Origin of the sequence: Collinsella sp. TM05-37, assembly GCF_003436455.1 — a bacterium.
Classification (GTDB): Bacteria; Actinomycetota; Coriobacteriia; order Coriobacteriales; family Coriobacteriaceae; genus Collinsella.
Genome location: NZ_QSPN01000006.1, coordinates 73,532 through 90,597 on the forward strand (window position 1 = coordinate 73,532; position 17,066 = coordinate 90,597).

Sequence of the window (17,066 nt, forward strand, 5' to 3'; positions counted from 1 at the left end):
CAGGGTTACCTCCCAAATCTTTCCGCAGCGCAGGCCGGCGTTTGTCCGCAGCTCCGCAGGAGCAGGACAAATGCCGGCCATGCGCGAGGACGATTTGGGAGGTAACCCTGCGCCCGGCCGGTGGGATCCCAAAGCCCGCCATGCTTCTTATGTGCAGCAAAGCTAATGCTGCTAAAATACTAAGCGCTCATGTAGTTTAAACGCACGACGATAAGGAGCACCAGTGGGTAACCACTTCCGTACCTCCGGTGCGGGCGATGATGCCCCCAAGACGCAGACGGGCGTCCAGGGCAGTCGTTTCGCCACTCCGGATTCAGAGGGCCAGCCTGTTGCTCAGGCCCCCGCTCAGCCGGCAGATCAGGCACAGCCGGCATCCGATCCCTTTGCCTACAATCCCACCAGCGATGTCGCGCTTTCCGGCACGGCGGGTTTTGAGCCCGTTCAGGCCGTGACCGCTCGCGTGGAGCAGCCTCAGGCTGGCGCCGCCACGCCGCAGCCTACCATGGCCGGCATTCCCGACCCCATGGCCCCTGCGACGCCGGTTCCTCAGCCTGCGCAGTCCGGTCTCTTTGCCGCTATTCCCGATCCCACGCAGCCTGCTGCCTCGGTGGTCGAGAGCGATCAGGCCGCCGAGGTCGCAAGCCTCGATAACGCGCTCAACAACCCCGATTTTACGTCGGTGTTTGCGCCCATCGATCCGCAAGCCAGCCGCAAGAAGATGGCCAAGCAGGCCGGTGTCGAGCCCGTCATCCTTATGGAGCATGTCACCAAGATCTATCCGGCACAGCCCAACAAGCCTGCACTCGACGACATCAACATCGAGATCTATCCGGGCGAGTTCGTCTTCCTGGTCGGTCATTCCGGCTCGGGTAAGACCACGCTGCTGTCGACGCTCAACCGCGACGTCAAGCCGACGAGCGGCCGCATCTTGGTTGCCGGTCAGGACCTCATGAAGATCAAGAACCGCAAGGTTCCGTTCCTGCGCCGCCAGATTGGCGCCGTGTTCCAGGACTTTAAGCTTCTGCCGCAAAAGACCGCCTACGAAAACGTGGCGTTTGCCCTGCAGTGCATCGGCAAGCCCAAGGGCGTCATTCGCAGCCAGGTGCCGGAGGTGCTGCGTCTGGTCGGTCTGGCCGATCAGATGGACTCGCTGCCCGACCAGCTTTCCGGTGGCGAGCAGCAGCGCGTCGCCGTCGCCCGCGCTATGGTCAACCGTCCGCCGCTGCTGATCTGCGACGAGCCCACGGGTAACCTCGACCCGGCGATCTCGCTGGGCATCATGAAGCTGCTCGAGCGTATTAACCGCACCGGCACCACCGTGATCGTCGCCACGCACGACCGCGAGATGGTCGATAGCATGCACCGTCGCGTGATCGCCCTCGAGGGCGGCCACGTTATCCGCGACCAGGAGAGGGGAGGTTACGGCAACTATGGCACCAACTAACGTGGGCTACTCCTTCAAAGAGGCAATCAGTCACTTCTTCCGTAACTGGACTACCTCGCTCGGCGCCGTCATCACGATCTTCCTTTCGCTGTTTATCATCGGCCTGTTCATCATGGGCTCCGCGATGCTGAACTCCGTGATCGGCACCGTCGAGGATCAGGTCGTCATCAACGCCTTTATTAGCGATGACGCCGACCAGGCAGATGTTCAGGCCTTTGAGGCTGAGCTCAAGACGTGGAGCAACGTCAAGTCCGTGACGTACAAGGACAAGGACGACGCGCTGGCCGAGTATACGAGCAAGATGTCGGGCAACGCCGACGCCACCATGAGCGCGCTCGATGGCCAGAACCCGCTGCCGGCTTCGTTTGCAATTGAGATGGACGATCCGTCCAAGGTCGAGAGCACGGCCCAGAAGCTCAAGAAGAACGCCGACTTCCAGAAGATCGCGGATGACGGCGACGTCAACGCGAGCGTGCTGTACGGCCAAGAGGAAGTGAGCCGCCTGTTCCAGGTGACCAACTACATCCGCATCGCCGCCGTGGTGCTCGTTGGCCTTTTGACCTTTATCGCATTCATCTTCATCAACAACACGATTCGCCTGTCCATCACGGCGCGTCGTCGTGAGATTGCGATTATGCGTCTGGTCGGCGCCAGCAACGGCTTCATTCGCGGCCCGTTTATCACCGAGGGCGTACTGCAGGCCATTTTGGGCTCGCTGCTTTCCATCGGCGTTCTGGAGCTGCTGCGCAATCTGATGATTCCGCGTTTGCAGGAGAGCATCGGCTGGATGTCGTTTGCCCTGCCGATGCAGTACTACCTGGTGACCTATGCTGCGCTGATTCTGGTCGGTGTGATTATCGGTCTCTTTGGTTCTGCCATAGCCATGCGCCGCTACCTGCGCGTGTAGGCATGCCTGGAATTCATCCCTTCCAACGGGTCGTCTCTTATGGGGCGGCCCGTTTTTTGATCTCTAGGGGACGGCAGGAAAGCGAATCATTTGGGTAGACTCTTTGGAGTTCGTCATCGATAGCAAGGAGGCGCCATGGGGCGCAATAACAAGCATAAGCGCGGTGCTCGCAATAAGCGTGGGCCGGTGCGCAGCGAACGCCGTCTGAGCCTGACCGGGCGCGTGCAGCTCCATGAGCATGGCGCCTATGTCATAACCGAGAGCGGCGACTACAAGGTTATGGGCCGCGGTAAGCGCGAGATCATGGATGGCGATACCGTTGCCGTGAGCATTAAGAACAGCCCGCACGGTGAGCGGCGCGCCGTGATCGAAGGCGTGGTTGAGCGCGCAGCCATAAGCGTGGTGGGTACGTACCAGACCGCTGGTCCGCTCGGTGTGATCGAGCCGCTCGATTCGCGCCTGAAGGCCGACTTCTTCATTCTGTCCGAGGATGCCTCGGCGGATCGTCTGGGCGTCCACCCGGGTGATGCCGTTGTCGCGCGCATTTTGACCTACCCGACGCGCCTGGAATCGGGCACCGTGACGATCGAACGCCGCATTGGCGGAGATGACGCGCCCGATTTGGGCGTTCAATACGTGATGGCGCGTTACGGCTATACCGATAGCTATCCCGAGGCCGCGCTGGACGAGGCCGAGGGGCTTTCGCTCGATGTGTCCGCGGCGCTTAAGGACCCGCTCCGCCGCGATCTGCGCGACCGCTTTGTCATCACGATCGACCCGGTCGACGCGCGCGACTTTGACGATGCCATTTCGCTTGAGCGCACGCCCGAGGGTGGCTACAAGCTGGGTGTGCATATCGCTGACGTTTCTCACTATGTGGCTTGGGACGGGCATATCGATCTTGAGGCTCGCCATCGTACGACATCGGTGTATCTGGCCGATCGCGTGCTTCCCATGCTGCCCGAACGCCTGTCCTGTGACCTATGCTCGCTTCGCCCTGACGAGGACCGTCTTGCGTTTACCGTTGACATTGAGCTCGATGCGCAGGGTCGCGTGCGGCATTACGATCCTTACCCCAGCGTGATTCGCTCGCGTGTGCGTATGGACTATGACGGCGCCGAGGCGCTGCTGGTGCGTGCCGGCGCGGTTGAGTATTCGGTGCTGGAAGGCGCCGCTGAGGATGTTGCGGCTGCTGAGGCCTCGCGCGAGGAGGCGCTTGAGCGCGGTCTTGCGTGCGAGGAAACTGCTCGCGGCTATAACGTCGACCTCGGCGATTTCCTTGTCGCCGCCAACGAACTCGCCGAACTTCGCCGTCGTATTCGTCGTGCCCGCGGCTCAGTCGATTTTGACACGGCCGAGATTCGCGCTCTATTGGATGAGGACGGAGTACCCGTGCAGATTGTGGCGCGCGAGCGTTCGTGTGCCACGTCGCTTATCGAGGAAGCCATGCTACTCGCCAACGAGTGCGTTGCAGAGTGGCTGGCAGACCGTGATATCGAGGCCTGCTATCGCGTGCATGAGGATCCGAGCCCCGATAGCCTGCACGGTGCCGCCGTTGCGCTGGCGCAGCTAGGCATCATCGACGATCGCCGTGCTGCCGGTATCGCCCTGGGGAGTCCCGATGAGCTACAGGCTGCAGTTGATGCTGCCGCCGGTACGGCCAACGCACCGCTCGTCAACACGCTGCTTCTGCGCAGCATGCAGCGCGCACTGTACAAGCCGCGCAACGAGGGCCACTTTGCGCTCGCCGCGCCGTGCTACTGTCACTTTACGAGTCCCATCCGTCGCTACCCCGATCTGGTGGTGCACCGCGTGCTCAAACTGCAGTTGGCCTATGAGCAGCTCGGCGGCAAGGACGCCCTGGTCCGTACGCCGCGGCTGATCGGCAAGGGGCGCGAGTCGCTGCCGCGCATTCTGCCGCAGATCTGCCGCGCATGCAGCGATGCCGAGCGCGCGGCAGATGCCGCTAGCCATGCGACGCAAAAGATCAAGATTGCCCAGTACTATGAGGATCGCCTGGGCGAGCGCTATGCCGGAACGGTCTCATGGGTCAGCAGTATGGGCCTGTTCGTACGCTTGGACCTGACACAGGTCGAAGGCTTGGTTTCGATCAAGAGCCTGGGCAACGAGTGGTTCGAGTTTGACGAGGACGCGCTCACGCTCACAGGTGTCGACACGGGGACCCGCTATGAACTGGGGCAGCGTGTGATCATCGAGGTCTCACGCGTCAATACCACGCGCGGGCACTTGGACTTTAAGCTTATCCATTAGCCAAATTCCGACTCATGGTGTGGGGGCGGAGAGCGGCCTTTCGGGACCGCCCTTCGCATTTGAATCGTGGCTATCTTGCCGTCTGCTCGGCCGCCTGCTTGCCTGCTATTGGAGAGGTAAAACCTACCAAAATAAACCTGTCCCTTTTTGGCAGGTTTACAAGAAAGCGGGGATGAGATGGCGACGGTGTATGGTTATGCGCGGGTGAGTTCGCGCGATCAGAATCTTAATCGGCAGCTGGATGCGCTGGGCGCCTATGGCGTGGGCTCGGCGAATATTTATGCCGACCATGCGAGCGGCAAGGACTTCGATCGACCGCGTTATCGCGAGCTGCTGCACGTCCTGGGAGACGGGGACGTGCTAGTGGTGCTTTCTATCGACCGACTTGGTCGTAATTACTCCGAGATTCTTGAGGAATGGCGACGCATTACCAAGGAGCTCGGGGTTGCCATTGTGGTGTTGGACATGCCATTGCTTGACACGCGCGCCAGGGCCAGCGGCACGCCGGATGTGACCAACATCCTGATTGCCGATATTGTGCTGCAACTGCTGAGCTACGTGGCGCAGGTGGAGCGCGAGAATATCCATCGGCGCCAGGCGGAGGGAATTGCAGCGGCGCGGGCGCGAGGGGTTCGTTTCGGTCGACCTCGCAAGCCGTGCCCTCCTCAGTTTGAGCTGGTGCGCGATAGCTATGAGGCAGGCGATATTACCCGCAGCCAGGCAGCAAAGTGCCTGGGCGTGTGCGTGGGGACGTTCGATCGCTGGATGCGCGAGGCGGGGTAGGAGTTTGCGTCGCTTTGTTGCTTCCTGTTGCGATTCAAATTTTGATACGGTGACGATGCCATTTTGGACTACACTCGCTGATATTCAAAAAACGGAGGTTGGCCTTTGGCACGCGTAAAACAAATAATCGGATGGACCGCGATCGCTCTGTTCGTCGCAACGCTGGCGGGCATCTGGGTGCTGACGGAGCAAAACGCGGTGCAGACGTCGTTGCTGAGCGAGTCCACCGCGCGTGTGGTGGAGGGTCAGGCTACGGGCGTACAGGCTGCCGATGCCACGGGTGAAGCTCAGACCGAGAACGGGATGACCGGGGGCACCGATTCGGCTGCTTCGAATGTCCGGTCTGGCCGACTTGCTTCCATTCGCATGTGGGTGGGCGCGAACGTCCGTCGCGTTGCCCATACCGTAGAGTTTTTCTTCGTCGGATTGTTCGCCTCGGTGGTCGTGGTTTGCTTTTCCAGGCGTCCGTGGAGCGTATGCTCCCGTTGCGTGCCCGTGTTGCTCTTTTGCGCCGTCTGCTCCGTTGGCGATCAGGTACATAAGATCTTTGTTCCCGGCAGGCATTTCGACGTTATCGATTTAGGATTCGATGCTGCGGGCTATGTTACCGCGATGCTGTTGGTATTGCTGGCAGCGGCGTTGGTGCGCTATGCGACTCGGCCGATCGGCGCCCATGCGAGGCGCTAGCCGGTAACAAACCCGTTTCTGATCATGCGACCTTGTTGAATTATTTTGTGTCGCGCGTATTTCCGAGCGGTCGGATTTGAGGGGCGAGCGGTAGAACGCTCGCCCTTTGTGCGCCACGATGCGGCACAATGTACCGTAAAAGCTGTTTGTATCCGGTACGAATCATTCGTTGGTCTTTAATTCTTCTCAACGGAGGTGTTTGAGATGGCAAACGGATTGCTTTTGCGGCTTCGCGAGCGTGAGCTCAGCGCGAGCCCGGCGGAACGCAATGTCATCGCATATGTGAGCGATCATCCGCACGAGGTGGTCGGGCTGTCCGTCCGCGGTCTTGCCGATGCCACGTTCTCCTCGCCCTCGAGCATTTTGCGCTTTTGCAAGCGTTTGGGTTTTGCGGGCTACAAGGAGTTCCAGCGCGAACTGATTGCCGAGCTGGCGCTCTTAGGTGACAAGAAAGACGTAGCCCTCGAGGACATCTCCATGGATGACAGCGTCGAACGTATCGTGGGGAAGGTGATGAAAAGCAACGTGCGCACGATCGAAGCGACGGCGCGAACGCTCGATTACACCGTCTTGGAGCGATGCGCGGCCTATCTTAAGCGGGCACGCGCAGTCAATCTGTTCGGTATCGGTGCCTCTCGTTTGGTCGCGCACGATCTGGCGCAAAAGCTCATGCGTGTCGACAAAGAGTGCCATCTGTACGACGACTGGCATGATCAGCTCTTGTGTGCCAAGAACATGCATGAGGGCGATATGGCAATCGCCTTTAGCTACTCGGGCTTGACGCAAGAGGTGCTGGACTGCACCGCCGAGGCCCAACGTCACAACTGTCCCGTTGTGGCCGTGACCAAAGTAGATGGATCATCCAAGCTTGCCACCATGGCCGATGCCGTGCTCGGCGTCGCTGCGAGTGAGCCCTTGGTCCGCAGCGGTGCCATGGCTTCGCGTATGGCCCAGCTTATGGTTGTCGATGCCCTGTACGCTGCTTACGTTGCCAGCGACTACGAACGGGCGACGCATGTCATTAAGCAAAACTACATCGAGAAACAGGAAAGATGAGGTGAATGAAATGCTCGATTTAACAAAATTCACGACCGAAAAGCGTAATCAAAGGTCTATGGACCTCGATACGATGACATCGCTGCAAATCGTTACGACGATGAACGATGAGGATCTTCGTGCCGTCCAGTCGGTCACAAAAGTGCTGCCCCAGGTTGCCACAGCAATCGACTGGGCTGCTGAGGCACTCGAGCGCGGCGGGCGCGTCTTTTACATGGGCGCAGGCACCAGCGGTCGTCTGGGCGTACTCGACGCTTCGGAGTGTCCGCCCACGTTTGGCGTGTCACCCGATCTGATTGTCGGGCTCATTGCCGGAGGCGAGACGGCGTTTATCAAGGCTGTCGAAGGTGCCGAAGACAGCGAGGAGCTTGGCGCGAGCGACCTGCGGGAGCGTGGACTCTCGGACAAGGATCTTGTCGTTGGCCTGGCGGCAAGCGGTCGTACTCCCTATGTGGTGGGCGGCCTTGTGTACGCCAAGGCAACTGGGTGCAAGACCATTGCAATTGCCTGCAACCAAGGGTCGAAGATCGGGGAGAGCGCAGATCTTGCCATTGAACCCGTGCCCGGTCCCGAGGTGCTGACCGGCTCAACGAGGCTCAAGGCGGGAACGGTTCAAAAGCTCATTCTCAACATGATTTCGACCGGTGCCATGGTCAAGATCGGCAAGGTATACCAAAACCTGATGGTCGATGTGCAGCAGACGAACGAGAAGTTGGTGGTGCGCGGCCAGAACATCGTGATGGAGGCGACCGGCTGCACGCGCGAGCGCGCTATTCAGGCGCTTGCAGATGCCGGCGGCCACGTAAAAACCGCTATTGTCTCGGTACTGCTGGGCTGCGATGCCGAGCAGGCTGCGGTAGCTCTTGAGCGAGCGAGAGGCCATGTCCGTGCTGCGGTGAGTGGCCATGAGAAGAGCAATGCCGATGCCCAATAGGTGCGCGGCGTGAGCTGATATGACATCCAGACGAGATACCCAATACAAGGAGGAGTTATGACGAACAAAGAGCTGGCTCAAAAGCTGCTGGACCTTTTGGGCGGTAAAGACAACGTGTTGGCAAACGCGGCGTGCATGACGCGCCTGCGCGTGACCGTCAAAGACACGGGCAGCGTCGACACGGAGGGTATTAAGGCACTCGACGGCGTGATGGGCTTGGTCGAGGACGACACGATGCAGATCGTGCTGGGGCCGGGCAAGGTGAATAAGGTGCTCGAGGAGTTCTCCAAGCTCACCGGCCTTGCGAAAGGCGTTGCCGACGAGAGCGTGGTTGACGCTGCGGCCACAAACAAGGCCGCGCAGAAGGCAAAGTACGAGTCCAAGCCGGTTCAGGCCTTCCTCAAGAAGATTTCCAATGTCTTCGTCGCCCTGCTTCCCGGCATCATTGCGGCTGGCCTCATCAACGGTATCTGCAACGTCATTAACGTCTCGACGGCAGGCGCGCTTGCAGGCGAGTGGTGGTACCAGGGCATTCGTTCCATGGGCTGGGCCCTGTTTGCCTATCTGCCCATCTTGGTGGGCTATAACGCGGCACGTAAGTTTGGCGGCTCCGCTGCGCTGGGCGGCATCGCCGGCATGATGTGTATCGCCAACAGTGCCATGCCCCTGCTTGCGCCTGGCGCGGCTGATCCTGCCACTGCCATTCTGCTGCCGCTCACCAATGCGCAGTACAACCCCGCAGCGGGCGGCATGATCGCGGCTCTTATCGCTGGCGCATTTTTTGCCTGGATGGAGCGTCAGATTCGCAAGGTTATGCCCAACGCACTCGACACGTTTTTGTCCCCGCTGCTGGTGCTCATCATCGGCGCCTTTGCTCTGATGCTCGTCATCCAGCCGGTTGGCGCATGGCTGACGACTGCCATCTTTAGCGTTTTGACCTTTATTTTCGAGAAGCTGGGCGTCCTGGGCGGCTATATCCTGTCGGCAGGCTTCTTGCCGCTGGTTTCCGTCGGCCTGCATCAGGCGCTCACGCCGATCCACGCTATGCTCAACGATCCCGACGGCGCTACCAAGGGCATCAATTACCTGCTCCCCATCCTTATGATGGCTGGCGGCGGCCAGGTCGGTGCCGGTCTGGCGCTGTACTTTAAGACCAAGAACGCCAAGCTCAAGAAGTACGTCGCAGAGTCCATTCCCGTTGGAATCCTGGGTGTGGGCGAGCCTCTGATGTATGCTGTTACGCTGCCGCTCGTTCGTCCGTTTGTGACGGCCTGCCTGGGTGCCGGATTTGGCGGCGCGCTCGCGGCGCTGCTTCACATCGGCACGGTTTCTCAGGGCGTTTCCGGTCTGTTTGGCCTGCTGATCGTCGTTCCTGGCCAGCAGCTCGGTTACGTTGCCGCTATGCTGCTTGCCTATGCCGCCGGCTTTGTCCTGACGTGGTTCTTTGGCGTCGACGAGCAGAAGATCAACGAGTTCTTTGGCGAGTAGTTTGATATCGCGAGCCGTGTTGCTTAGGGCTCGCGGCGCGCGGCAGATTTCTTGATGCTATGGTTGTGCCGGCGGGGCTAACTGCTCCGCCGGCCTTTTTTAAAGGAGTGTTGAAGCGTGAAAACGGGTATTTCGATTTATCTTTCCAGCCCTCTGCAGGATATTGAGCGGACGATTGAACACGGTGCCGCGGCGGGTGCGCGCTATGCGTTCACCTCGCTGCATATTCCCGAGGATGGGGGAGCGGCGTATGCCGATAAGGTCCGTCATGTGCTGTCGCTGCTTTCCGCCCGCGGCATTGCGCTCATTGCCGATGTGGGGCCGCGCACGTGCGATTTGCTCGGGCTTGAGCGCATCGAGGACCTGCGCGATCTGGGGTTGGAATACCTTCGTTTGGACTATGGCTTTAGCGCCCGGCGGGTCGCGGAGCTGTCCGGTGTATTTCGCATTGTGGTCAATGCATCGACGGTGAGTTCTGATGAAATCACATCGTGGCGTGAGGCCGGTGCCGATGTGACTCGTTTTGCCGCCTGCCACAATTTTTACCCCAAGCCTTATACCGGTTTAGCTCTGGAGGACATTGCTCGGGTGAATCTTCGTCTTGCGGCGCTTGGATTCGAAATCATGGCTTTTGTGCCGGGTGATGCTAACGTTCGCGGGCCGGTATTCGAGGGACTGCCGACGGTCGAGGCGCAGCGCGGTCGCGCGTCAAAGGTTGCTCTCAATATGCTTGAGCTTGCACATGGCGCCGATTGCGACATTGTGTTGGTCGGCGACCCCGATCTTTCCGATGCGGGCTGGACGCAGTTTGCTCATGTTTCCACCGGATACGTGGACCTGCAATGCGAGCTTGAGCCCGGTTATGCCTATGTACGTGGGCAGATTCATCACGACCGACCCGATTCGAGCACCCTCATCTTTAGGTCTCAGGAGTCGCGTACGACGCTTAAGCCGGATTCCGTGCCGATGGATGCCGGTGCCGGCCTGTCACGAAAGACGGGGTCGATCGCTGTGAGCAATAGCGGCTATGGGCGCTACGAAGGCGAGCTTGAGATTGCGCGGGTCGATCTTCCCGGTGACGAGCGCATGAACGTTGCGGGTCATATCACGCCCGAGGCAATGGAGCTGCTGCCGTTCATCAAACGCGGATTCGGGGTACGGTTCGTTTAGCGTGTGACCCGTGGGCTACAATTGGCCCATCATGCGAAGGCGCCTCGTGTGGCGTGTGTCTGCGTTGACCGATCTATATTCGGAGGATTTCCATGACCGTACTGTTTGTTGAATATCCCAAGTGCTCGACCTGTAAGAAGGCCAAGGCATGGCTGGACGAACACGGGGTAGAGTATATCGACCGCGATATCGTTTTGGACAATCCCACGGCTGATGAGCTTGCGACCTGGATTGCTCGTTCGGGACTGCCGGTGCGGCGCTTCTTTAATTCGTCGGGCATGAAATATCGAGAGCTGGGCCTGAAGGCGCGTCTAGATGCGGGCATGACGGATCGGGAGTGCTACGAGCTGCTGGCGACCGACGGCATGCTGGTCAAGCGTCCGCTGTTGGTGGGCGACGACTTTGCGATTCCCGGCTTTAGGGAATCGGCTTGGGTCGAGGCGTTGCTGTAGCGGCTGCGGAAAGTGCGACCCGTTTTGAGCTTCGATTACGGGATACGGTTTCCGGTTGAGGGCTCGATGGGAAAGTGGGGACCGGTTTGAGCTTGAAATCTGGGACGCACTTTCCGCCGGCAGGCTTGCCCCAGTCAGTCCTCCAACTGCGCCCATTCGTGCGGATCGTAGACCTTTACGTGCTTGTTGGGCTTGCCGCTCCAGTACTCCTCGTCCATAAAGGGCAGATATGCCTGAACGCCGGGGCAGATAAAGGGGATCCGCTGCTGTTGCAGTCGCTCGCGCTGGCGCTGCTCCAGGTGCGCCTCGGATATGACGGTCGGCATACCGGACAGCTCGACGAGGCTTGCCTGGATTCGCTTAAGGTCGGGGAGTCCCGCGTGCCATGACATCCGCATGATCAAAAAGGATGCACGGCGGTATTTTGCCTGCATCACCGTGATGGCGGGGCGCAGAGTGGGATGGATTTTGTCCCGTTCGGGCCAAAGGTCAGCAGTGATCTCGAGGCCCAGGGTCTCCCATAGGTAATCAAGCTCTTCGTCCATGGCGCCTCGATATCTACGTGATCATTGATACTTCGATTGTGTTGCCTGGTGCTATCGTTTTCGCGGTAGAATCTGCCAACGGTTGACGGCTACCGCTCGCGGCGTTTTGCCCTTCGTGTGCAGCGGTCGACTTCACAGGTCCTTCACGTGTTGGCCGTATTTGACTGAATTTCAAAAAAGTCAAAATTGGGGCTTGCGTCACGGCCGGACTTCCCGTATATTTCTTTCTTGCGCAAAGGCACAGCCGAGCGCAGCGATGCAGTCATTGGGATGTCGTCTAATGGCAGGACAGCGGATTCTGGTTCCGTCAATGGGGGTTCGACTCCCTCCATCCCAGCCATTGCATTTGCTACATATGGCCCGTTCGTCTAGCGGTTTAGGACGCCGCCCTCTCAAGGCGGAGATCACCAGTTCGAATCTGGTACGGGCTACCAAAATTGAACGCCCGGGCCTCGTAAGAGACCCGGGTTTTGTGTATTGACCGATATTTAAGGCGCGCGTTGAGTCTGCCGCCCGGACCGAGGAGTTGTCATGGACCTGCCTATCAGCTTGGAAGACATCACGTATGCCGAGAACTATCTGGCGCAGGGCGACCTGGCTACGGCGACGCCGCTGCTGGAGCGTCTGGTGGAGCTTGCCGAGGAGTATATCGACGCTGAATGCAAGACGGAGGAGAAGCGCCAGTACTTTAGCTTCGACAGCAAGTTTGAGCGCCTGGCCTATCGCCGCGTGGAGAAGGATCCGCGCGAGCTGGTGCAGGTCGAGGTTCCCTTTGACCGCCTGTACTCCGACATGGCGTTTGCCTACATTCGCCAGCAGGATTATGTGAGTGCTCGGAATGCCCTGATGCAGGCCGTGCGTTGGGATCCCATGAACTGCAACTATCGCTTGGACTTGGCCGAGCTGTTCCGCGCGCTCGAGGACAAGCAGGAGTGGGCATCGCTCTCGTTCTCGGTGCTGGAGCGCGCGAGCGACGGTAAGTGCGCCGCACGTGCCTACACCAACTTGGGTCAGTACTTCTTGGAGCCCGAGACCGAGAACATTTCGGCAGCCGTGGGCTGCGCGCGTCTGGCGCTGCGCCTGGCGCCCAATGATGCGCATACGACGCGCCTGCTCAACAAGATCCATACCACCTATCCGGATGCCGCGGACGAGAGTGACGACCATGTGATGGGTGAGCTCGCCCTGCAGGGCGTGCCGACCTCGCCTTCGGCCGAGATCGCCATCTGCCTGATCATGTGCGCGACCGATGCTGCAAGCGACGGCGACAAGCAGGAGGCTACGCGTCTGACGGTCCGTGCCCGCGACCTGGTGGGCGAGGAGGCATGCGCGGCGATTATCAAGCTGGTGCGCGAGAGCGATGCCGAGCTTAATGCCGAGCGCAGGGCAAAGCGCGAGGCTGCGGGTTCAAACGCCGATGGCGCCAAGGAGGCCGGCGATGCTCAGTAAGCGCGAGCGCAAGCTCATTTCCAAGAATCGCTCGGCACATCACGAGTACTTTATCGATGAGACGTTTGAGTGCGGTATTGAGCTGAGCGGTACCGAGGTCAAGTCGATTCGCGAGCGCGCGTGCCAGATTACCGATACCTTCGCACTGATTCGTGGTGGGGAGTGCTGGCTCGTCGGCCTGCATATCCACCCTTATAGCCATGGTGGCGTGTGGAATCGCGATCCCGACCGTCGGCGCCGTCTGCTGCTGCACCGCAAGGAGATCGACTTTCTTGACGGCAAACTTCGCAACCGCGGCTATGCGCTGGTGCCGCTGGAGCTCTACTTTAATACCGACGGCCGCGTAAAGCTGCTGCTGGGCCTAGGCCGCGGCAAGAAGCTTTACGACAAGCGCGAGGATATGGCCAAGCGCGATGTCCAGCGCGAGATCGACCGCGCCCTCAAGGAGCGCAATCGCTAGGCGTTCTGTATAAGTTGCGGTGGAATACGGACTGTTTTGCCTGTTTGAGGGGCTATTCAGTCCTTATTTCACCGCAACTGCGGGCGTCTCATCTTTCTTACTGTTCTGACACATATGTTTCAAAGGCAGCGTCCGCTATGGGCGCTGCCTTTTTTGTGGGTACATACATCCATGAGGTTCCAACCCGAGCTAGGGGAGTGATCGTTATGGACAAAACTGCGTTCTTTACCATGCCGAGCGGCCTGTACGTGGTGAGCGCCGCGGCAGACGGGCTGCGCGCCGGCTGCGTCATCAACACAGCGGTGCAGGTGACGTCCATGCCGCCGCGCATTTCGGTTGCCGTGAACAAGGACAACGTCACCTCGGGCGTCATCGCTTCGGCCAAAGCGTTCGCGCTGACCGTGATCGATCAGACCGCCGATATGCTCTACATCGGTAACTTTGGGTTCCGCACTAGCAGCGATTATGACAAGTTTGCCAAATACGAGACCCGCGAGACGGCTCTGGGCATGCCCTATGTGCCCGAGCACGCGGCGGCCCTGTTTAGCTGCCATTTGATCGACACTGTGGATGTTGGCACGCATCTACTGTTTATCGGCGAGGTCGAGGATGCCGAGCGCTTGAGTGACGAGACGCCGCTCACCTACGATTACTACCATAAGGTCCTGAAGGGCAAGACGCCTCCGAAGGCGTCCTCGTATCAAGGCTAGAAATGTTTTAAAAATACTTGCATTATATTATTGAGAATCTATACTGATAAATGAAGTACATCACCAGTCGCGTTTGAGAGGAGAACATCATGGCTGAGGAGAAGAAGACGTATAAGTTCGTGTGCGTCGTTTGCGGTTACGAGGTTGAGGTCGATACGCCCGAGCTGCCCGAGGATTATGTGTGCCCGGTGTGCGGCGTCGGTCCCGATCAGTTTGAGCTCGTCGAGGAGTAGCTCGTCGGCACGCGGCTCACGGCAACACATAGCTCTGTCCAAGGGCCCCGGTCGAATTCTCGGCCGGGGCCCTTTTCCTCCGCCCCTAAGGGATCACGGTTGCTGTTGGCCGATCCTGTCTGTTGTGAGTCCGGCCGACCTTTTGTCTTAATCTGTAACGTCTAACGGTGGAAATTGGGCCCACTTGTTACATATCGAGACAAACCAAAACCGTCCGGAAGAAGATCTCAATCTGTAACATCTAACGGTGGAAATTGGGTCCACTTGTTACAGATTGAGACAAACGGAGCTGTCCCTCGGAATGATCTCGATCTGTAACATCTAGACATCAAAAGCGGGTCTAGATGTTACAGATCGAGACGTTTGCCTGGGTAGGTGCCCCGTCTCATTACATCCCCGTTAGCAACACGACATCGAGAATCGTCACGATGGCACCAATCCCTACGAGCAGCGCGTTGAGCGGGCGCGAATTGGCGTATTTGCCCATAACGCGGGGTGAACTGGTGAGCCGTATGAGCACAAAGACCGTAATCGGTAGCTGAAGCGACAGCAGTGCCTGACTCCAGATGAGACCTTCAAAAGGATTTGGGACGACCAGGCACGCCGTCACTGCGCCGACGAAACAGGCCGCCACCCCGATCGAGGAATGTCGGTCGTGGATATCGTATTCCTCGTCGAACATGCCCGCAGTGATGGTCCCCGCCGCCATGCCCGCTGTCACGCTGCTCGATAGTCCCGCGAACAGCAGCGCTACCGCAAAGATGGTCGAGCTCGCCGGGCCCAGAATGGGGGAGAGCGTGGCCGCTGCGACGGCGAGGTCGTCTACGACCATGCCGTGCGCAAAGAAGGTCGTTGCGGCCAGGATGACCATGGCCGAGTTGATTGCCCAGCCCACGCCCATCGAAAAGAGCGTGTCGAAGAGCTCGTAGCGCAGACGCTCTTCGATAACCTGCTCGCCTTGGCCTTCGAAGTGCATGGATTGGATGACCTCGGAGTGCAGAAAAAGGTTGTGTGGCATAACGACCGCACCCAGGACACTCACGATAATCGCGGCAGAGCCAGTGGGCATACTGGGCGTGATCCAGCTTGCGGCGGCTTGCGGCCAGTCGACCTTGACTAGTGCAAGCTCGGCCAAAAACGAGAGTCCTACCACGCCTACGAAGGCGATGATCCAGCGTTCGGCGCGCTTGTAAGAGCTCGTCATGAGCATCGCCATCGATACTGCCGCCACGATGACGCAGCCCGCGCGCACGGGCAGCCCAAAGAGCATTTGAAGGGCAATCGCGCCACCCAGGACTTCGGCCATGGCGGTGGCGACAGTCGCGAGATAGGCACTGGCGAGTACCGTGCGTCCAACGAAGCGGGGGAGGTAACGTGTCGTGGCCTCGGCAAGGCAGGCGCCCGTGGCGATACCCAGGTGCGCCGCGTTGTGCTGCAGCACAATGAGCATAATCGTGGACAGCGTGACGATCCACAGCAGCGCGTAGCCAAACTGCGAGCCCGCGGCCATATTGGAGGCCCAGTTGCCCGGGTCGATAAAGCCGACGGTCACGAGCAGCCCGGGGCCGATATGCCGCGCAATGTCTAGGCCTCCGTGACCGCCGGTGCGCCGGGAACCAAAGTGTTGTTTGAGATGGTTGAGCATGGTGCGCTCCTGTGTATGGGCGGCGTGACGTCGCATCTGGGCCGTGCGGCGCCACGCGTCGGTTTTGGGTTGGGGCTACTTGTGTGCTTTGCCCTGATTGGCCACGGCGTCGATCTTGGCGGCGATGGTCGCCGGGTCGCCGATGTAGCGCTTGTCGAGGACGTTGAAATCGGTGTCGAAGGTGTAGACGAGCGGCACGCCGGTGGGGATGTTGACCTTGAGGATCTCCTCGGGCGTGAGGTGCTCGAGCTTCATGACGAGTGAGCGCAGGGAGTTGCCGTGTGCGGCGATGAGTACGCGCTTGCCGGCGAGCATCTGGGGGCGAATCTCGTCTTCGAAATAAGGCCAGGCGCGGGAGATCGTGTCCTTGAGGCACTCGGTATAGGGCAGCTGATCGGGCGCGACATCACGGTATTGCTCCTGGGTGTGGGGATCGCGCGCGTCGTCCGGCTCGAGCGCCGGCGGGCAGACATCGAAGGAGCGGCGCCAGATGAGCACCTGCTCGTCGCCGTGCTCCGCCGCGGCATTGGCCTTGTTGAGACCCTGCAACGCTCCGTAGTGGCGCTCGTTGAGCTTCCAGGATTTGATGACGGGCAACCACTCGCGATCCATTTGGCCGAGCACGATGTCGAGGGTGTGAATTGCGCGCTTGAGACGCGAGGTGTAGCAGACGTCAAAGTCGAAACCGGCTTCTTTGAGGGCTCGACCGCCTGCTGCGGCTTCTTCGCGGCCCGTGTCGGTGAGTTCTACGTCGGTCCAGCCGGTGAACAGGTTGAGTTTGTTCCACTCGGATTCTCCGTGACGGATAAGGACAAGTTGCATCGTCTGCTGG

The 17,066-nt window shown here is 59.6% G+C and carries 17 protein-coding genes and 2 tRNA genes; 16 read left to right on the forward strand and 3 right to left on the reverse strand.

Features of this window, described 5'->3' with window-relative positions; genetic code table 11:
- The first annotated feature begins 223 nt into the window (after positions 1 to 223).
- The 10 genes from ftsE (at position 224) to DXD48_RS04790 (ending at position 11,192) form a co-directional block, all read left to right on the forward strand.
- A complete protein-coding gene (gene ftsE, locus DXD48_RS04745; protein WP_117564202.1) occupies positions 224 to 1,444 on the forward strand; it encodes a cell division ATP-binding protein FtsE in 1,221 nt (406 codons plus the stop codon).
- Positions 1,431 to 2,351 carry a permease-like cell division protein FtsX gene (gene ftsX / locus DXD48_RS04750; RefSeq protein WP_099432018.1) on the forward strand — a complete coding sequence of 307 codons (921 nt, stop codon included), beginning with the start codon at positions 1,431 to 1,433 and terminating at the stop codon, positions 2,349 to 2,351. The genes ftsE and ftsX overlap by 14 nt, the downstream gene beginning before the upstream one ends.
- 135 nt (positions 2,352 to 2,486) lie before the next feature.
- Positions 2,487 to 4,622, forward strand: coding sequence for a ribonuclease R family protein (locus DXD48_RS04755; protein WP_117564203.1), 2,136 nt, complete (start codon positions 2,487 to 2,489; stop codon positions 4,620 to 4,622).
- Positions 4,623 to 4,799: 177 nt separating this feature from the next.
- The gene (locus DXD48_RS04760; RefSeq protein ID WP_117564204.1) at positions 4,800 to 5,405 is read left to right on the forward strand and encodes a recombinase family protein; all 606 of its coding nucleotides are present in this window, start codon (positions 4,800 to 4,802) and stop codon (positions 5,403 to 5,405) included.
- A 105-nt stretch (positions 5,406 to 5,510) separates the two neighbouring features.
- Positions 5,511 to 6,092, forward strand: coding sequence for a VanZ family protein (locus tag DXD48_RS04765; protein ID WP_117564205.1), 582 nt, complete (start codon positions 5,511 to 5,513; stop codon positions 6,090 to 6,092).
- Positions 6,093 to 6,296: 204 nt separating this feature from the next.
- Entirely contained in the window at positions 6,297 to 7,148 is an 852-nt protein-coding gene (locus DXD48_RS04770) for a MurR/RpiR family transcriptional regulator (protein WP_117564206.1), read from the forward strand.
- A 10-nt stretch (positions 7,149 to 7,158) separates the two neighbouring features.
- The gene (gene murQ / locus DXD48_RS04775; protein ID WP_117564207.1) at positions 7,159 to 8,082 is read left to right on the forward strand and encodes an N-acetylmuramic acid 6-phosphate etherase; all 924 of its coding nucleotides are present in this window, start codon (positions 7,159 to 7,161) and stop codon (positions 8,080 to 8,082) included.
- A 57-nt stretch (positions 8,083 to 8,139) separates the two neighbouring features.
- Complete coding sequence (locus DXD48_RS04780; protein WP_117564208.1) at positions 8,140 to 9,570, forward strand: PTS transporter subunit EIIC; 1,431 nt, start codon at positions 8,140 to 8,142, stop codon at positions 9,568 to 9,570.
- A gap of 117 nt (positions 9,571 to 9,687) precedes the next feature.
- On the forward strand, positions 9,688 to 10,740 hold the full coding sequence (locus DXD48_RS04785) for a MupG family TIM beta-alpha barrel fold protein (protein WP_117564209.1): 1,053 nt from the start codon (positions 9,688 to 9,690) through the stop codon (positions 10,738 to 10,740).
- A 92-nt stretch (positions 10,741 to 10,832) separates the two neighbouring features.
- Complete coding sequence (locus tag DXD48_RS04790) at positions 10,833 to 11,192, forward strand: arsenate reductase family protein (protein ID WP_117564210.1); 360 nt, start codon at positions 10,833 to 10,835, stop codon at positions 11,190 to 11,192.
- 134 nt (positions 11,193 to 11,326) lie between these two features.
- On the opposite strand, the gene DXD48_RS04795 is transcribed toward DXD48_RS04790, so the two are convergent.
- Positions 11,327 to 11,737: a hypothetical protein gene (locus DXD48_RS04795; RefSeq protein WP_117564211.1), complete on the reverse strand. Its 411-nt coding sequence runs from the start codon at positions 11,735 to 11,737 to the stop codon at positions 11,327 to 11,329.
- Between the two features lie 266 nt (positions 11,738 to 12,003).
- On the opposite strand from DXD48_RS04795, the gene DXD48_RS04800 reads away from it, so the two are divergent.
- The 6 genes from DXD48_RS04800 to DXD48_RS04825 all read left to right on the forward strand — a co-directional run bounded on the left by DXD48_RS04800 (position 12,004) and on the right by DXD48_RS04825 (position 14,589).
- Positions 12,004 to 12,077: transfer RNA gene (locus tag DXD48_RS04800), tRNA-Gln, on the forward strand.
- A 17-nt stretch (positions 12,078 to 12,094) separates the two neighbouring features.
- A tRNA-Glu gene (locus DXD48_RS04805) sits at positions 12,095 to 12,171 on the forward strand.
- A gap of 97 nt (positions 12,172 to 12,268) precedes the next feature.
- A complete protein-coding gene (locus DXD48_RS04810) occupies positions 12,269 to 13,186 on the forward strand; it encodes a hypothetical protein (RefSeq protein ID WP_117564212.1) in 918 nt (305 codons plus the stop codon).
- Positions 13,176 to 13,646, forward strand: coding sequence for an SsrA-binding protein SmpB (gene smpB / locus DXD48_RS04815; RefSeq protein ID WP_117564213.1), 471 nt, complete (start codon positions 13,176 to 13,178; stop codon positions 13,644 to 13,646). The genes DXD48_RS04810 and smpB overlap by 11 nt, the downstream gene beginning before the upstream one ends.
- A gap of 206 nt (positions 13,647 to 13,852) precedes the next feature.
- Entirely contained in the window at positions 13,853 to 14,356 is a 504-nt protein-coding gene (locus tag DXD48_RS04820) for a flavin reductase family protein (RefSeq protein WP_055251877.1), read from the forward strand.
- Between the two features lie 89 nt (positions 14,357 to 14,445).
- On the forward strand, positions 14,446 to 14,589 hold the full coding sequence (locus DXD48_RS04825) for a rubredoxin-like domain-containing protein (protein WP_055251878.1): 144 nt from the start codon (positions 14,446 to 14,448) through the stop codon (positions 14,587 to 14,589).
- A gap of 388 nt (positions 14,590 to 14,977) precedes the next feature.
- On the opposite strand, the gene DXD48_RS04830 is transcribed toward DXD48_RS04825, so the two are convergent.
- On the reverse strand, positions 14,978 to 16,234 hold the full coding sequence (locus DXD48_RS04830) for an Nramp family divalent metal transporter (protein ID WP_117564214.1): 1,257 nt from the start codon (positions 16,232 to 16,234) through the stop codon (positions 14,978 to 14,980).
- A 75-nt stretch (positions 16,235 to 16,309) separates the two neighbouring features.
- Positions 16,310 to 17,056, reverse strand: coding sequence for a 2,3-diphosphoglycerate-dependent phosphoglycerate mutase (gpmA, locus tag DXD48_RS04835; protein ID WP_199407896.1), 747 nt, complete (start codon positions 17,054 to 17,056; stop codon positions 16,310 to 16,312).
- Between the last annotated feature and the right edge of the window lie 10 nt (positions 17,057 to 17,066).

Coding starts and splice junctions, on each gene's coding strand:
- ftsX (WP_099432018.1), top strand. CDS start 1,431: ATGGCACCAACTAACGTGGGCTACTCCTTCAAAGAGGCAATCAGTCAC.
- DXD48_RS04770 (WP_117564206.1), top strand. CDS start 6,297: ATGGCAAACGGATTGCTTTTGCGGCTTCGCGAGCGTGAGCTCAGCGCG.
- DXD48_RS04820 (WP_055251877.1), top strand. CDS start 13,853: ATGGACAAAACTGCGTTCTTTACCATGCCGAGCGGCCTGTACGTGGTG.
- DXD48_RS04780 (WP_117564208.1), top strand. CDS start 8,140: ATGACGAACAAAGAGCTGGCTCAAAAGCTGCTGGACCTTTTGGGCGGT.
- DXD48_RS04795 (WP_117564211.1), bottom strand. CDS start 11,737: ATGGACGAAGAGCTTGATTACCTATGGGAGACCCTGGGCCTCGAGATC.
- DXD48_RS04790 (WP_117564210.1), top strand. CDS start 10,833: ATGACCGTACTGTTTGTTGAATATCCCAAGTGCTCGACCTGTAAGAAG.
- DXD48_RS04825 (WP_055251878.1), top strand. CDS start 14,446: ATGGCTGAGGAGAAGAAGACGTATAAGTTCGTGTGCGTCGTTTGCGGT.
- DXD48_RS04760 (WP_117564204.1), top strand. CDS start 4,800: ATGGCGACGGTGTATGGTTATGCGCGGGTGAGTTCGCGCGATCAGAAT.
- murQ (WP_117564207.1), top strand. CDS start 7,159: ATGCTCGATTTAACAAAATTCACGACCGAAAAGCGTAATCAAAGGTCT.
- DXD48_RS04755 (WP_117564203.1), top strand. CDS start 2,487: ATGGGGCGCAATAACAAGCATAAGCGCGGTGCTCGCAATAAGCGTGGG.
- gpmA (WP_199407896.1), bottom strand. CDS start 17,056: ATGCAACTTGTCCTTATCCGTCACGGAGAATCCGAGTGGAACAAACTC.
- smpB (WP_117564213.1), top strand. CDS start 13,176: ATGCTCAGTAAGCGCGAGCGCAAGCTCATTTCCAAGAATCGCTCGGCA.
- DXD48_RS04830 (WP_117564214.1), bottom strand. CDS start 16,234: ATGCTCAACCATCTCAAACAACACTTTGGTTCCCGGCGCACCGGCGGT.
- DXD48_RS04810 (WP_117564212.1), top strand. CDS start 12,269: ATGGACCTGCCTATCAGCTTGGAAGACATCACGTATGCCGAGAACTAT.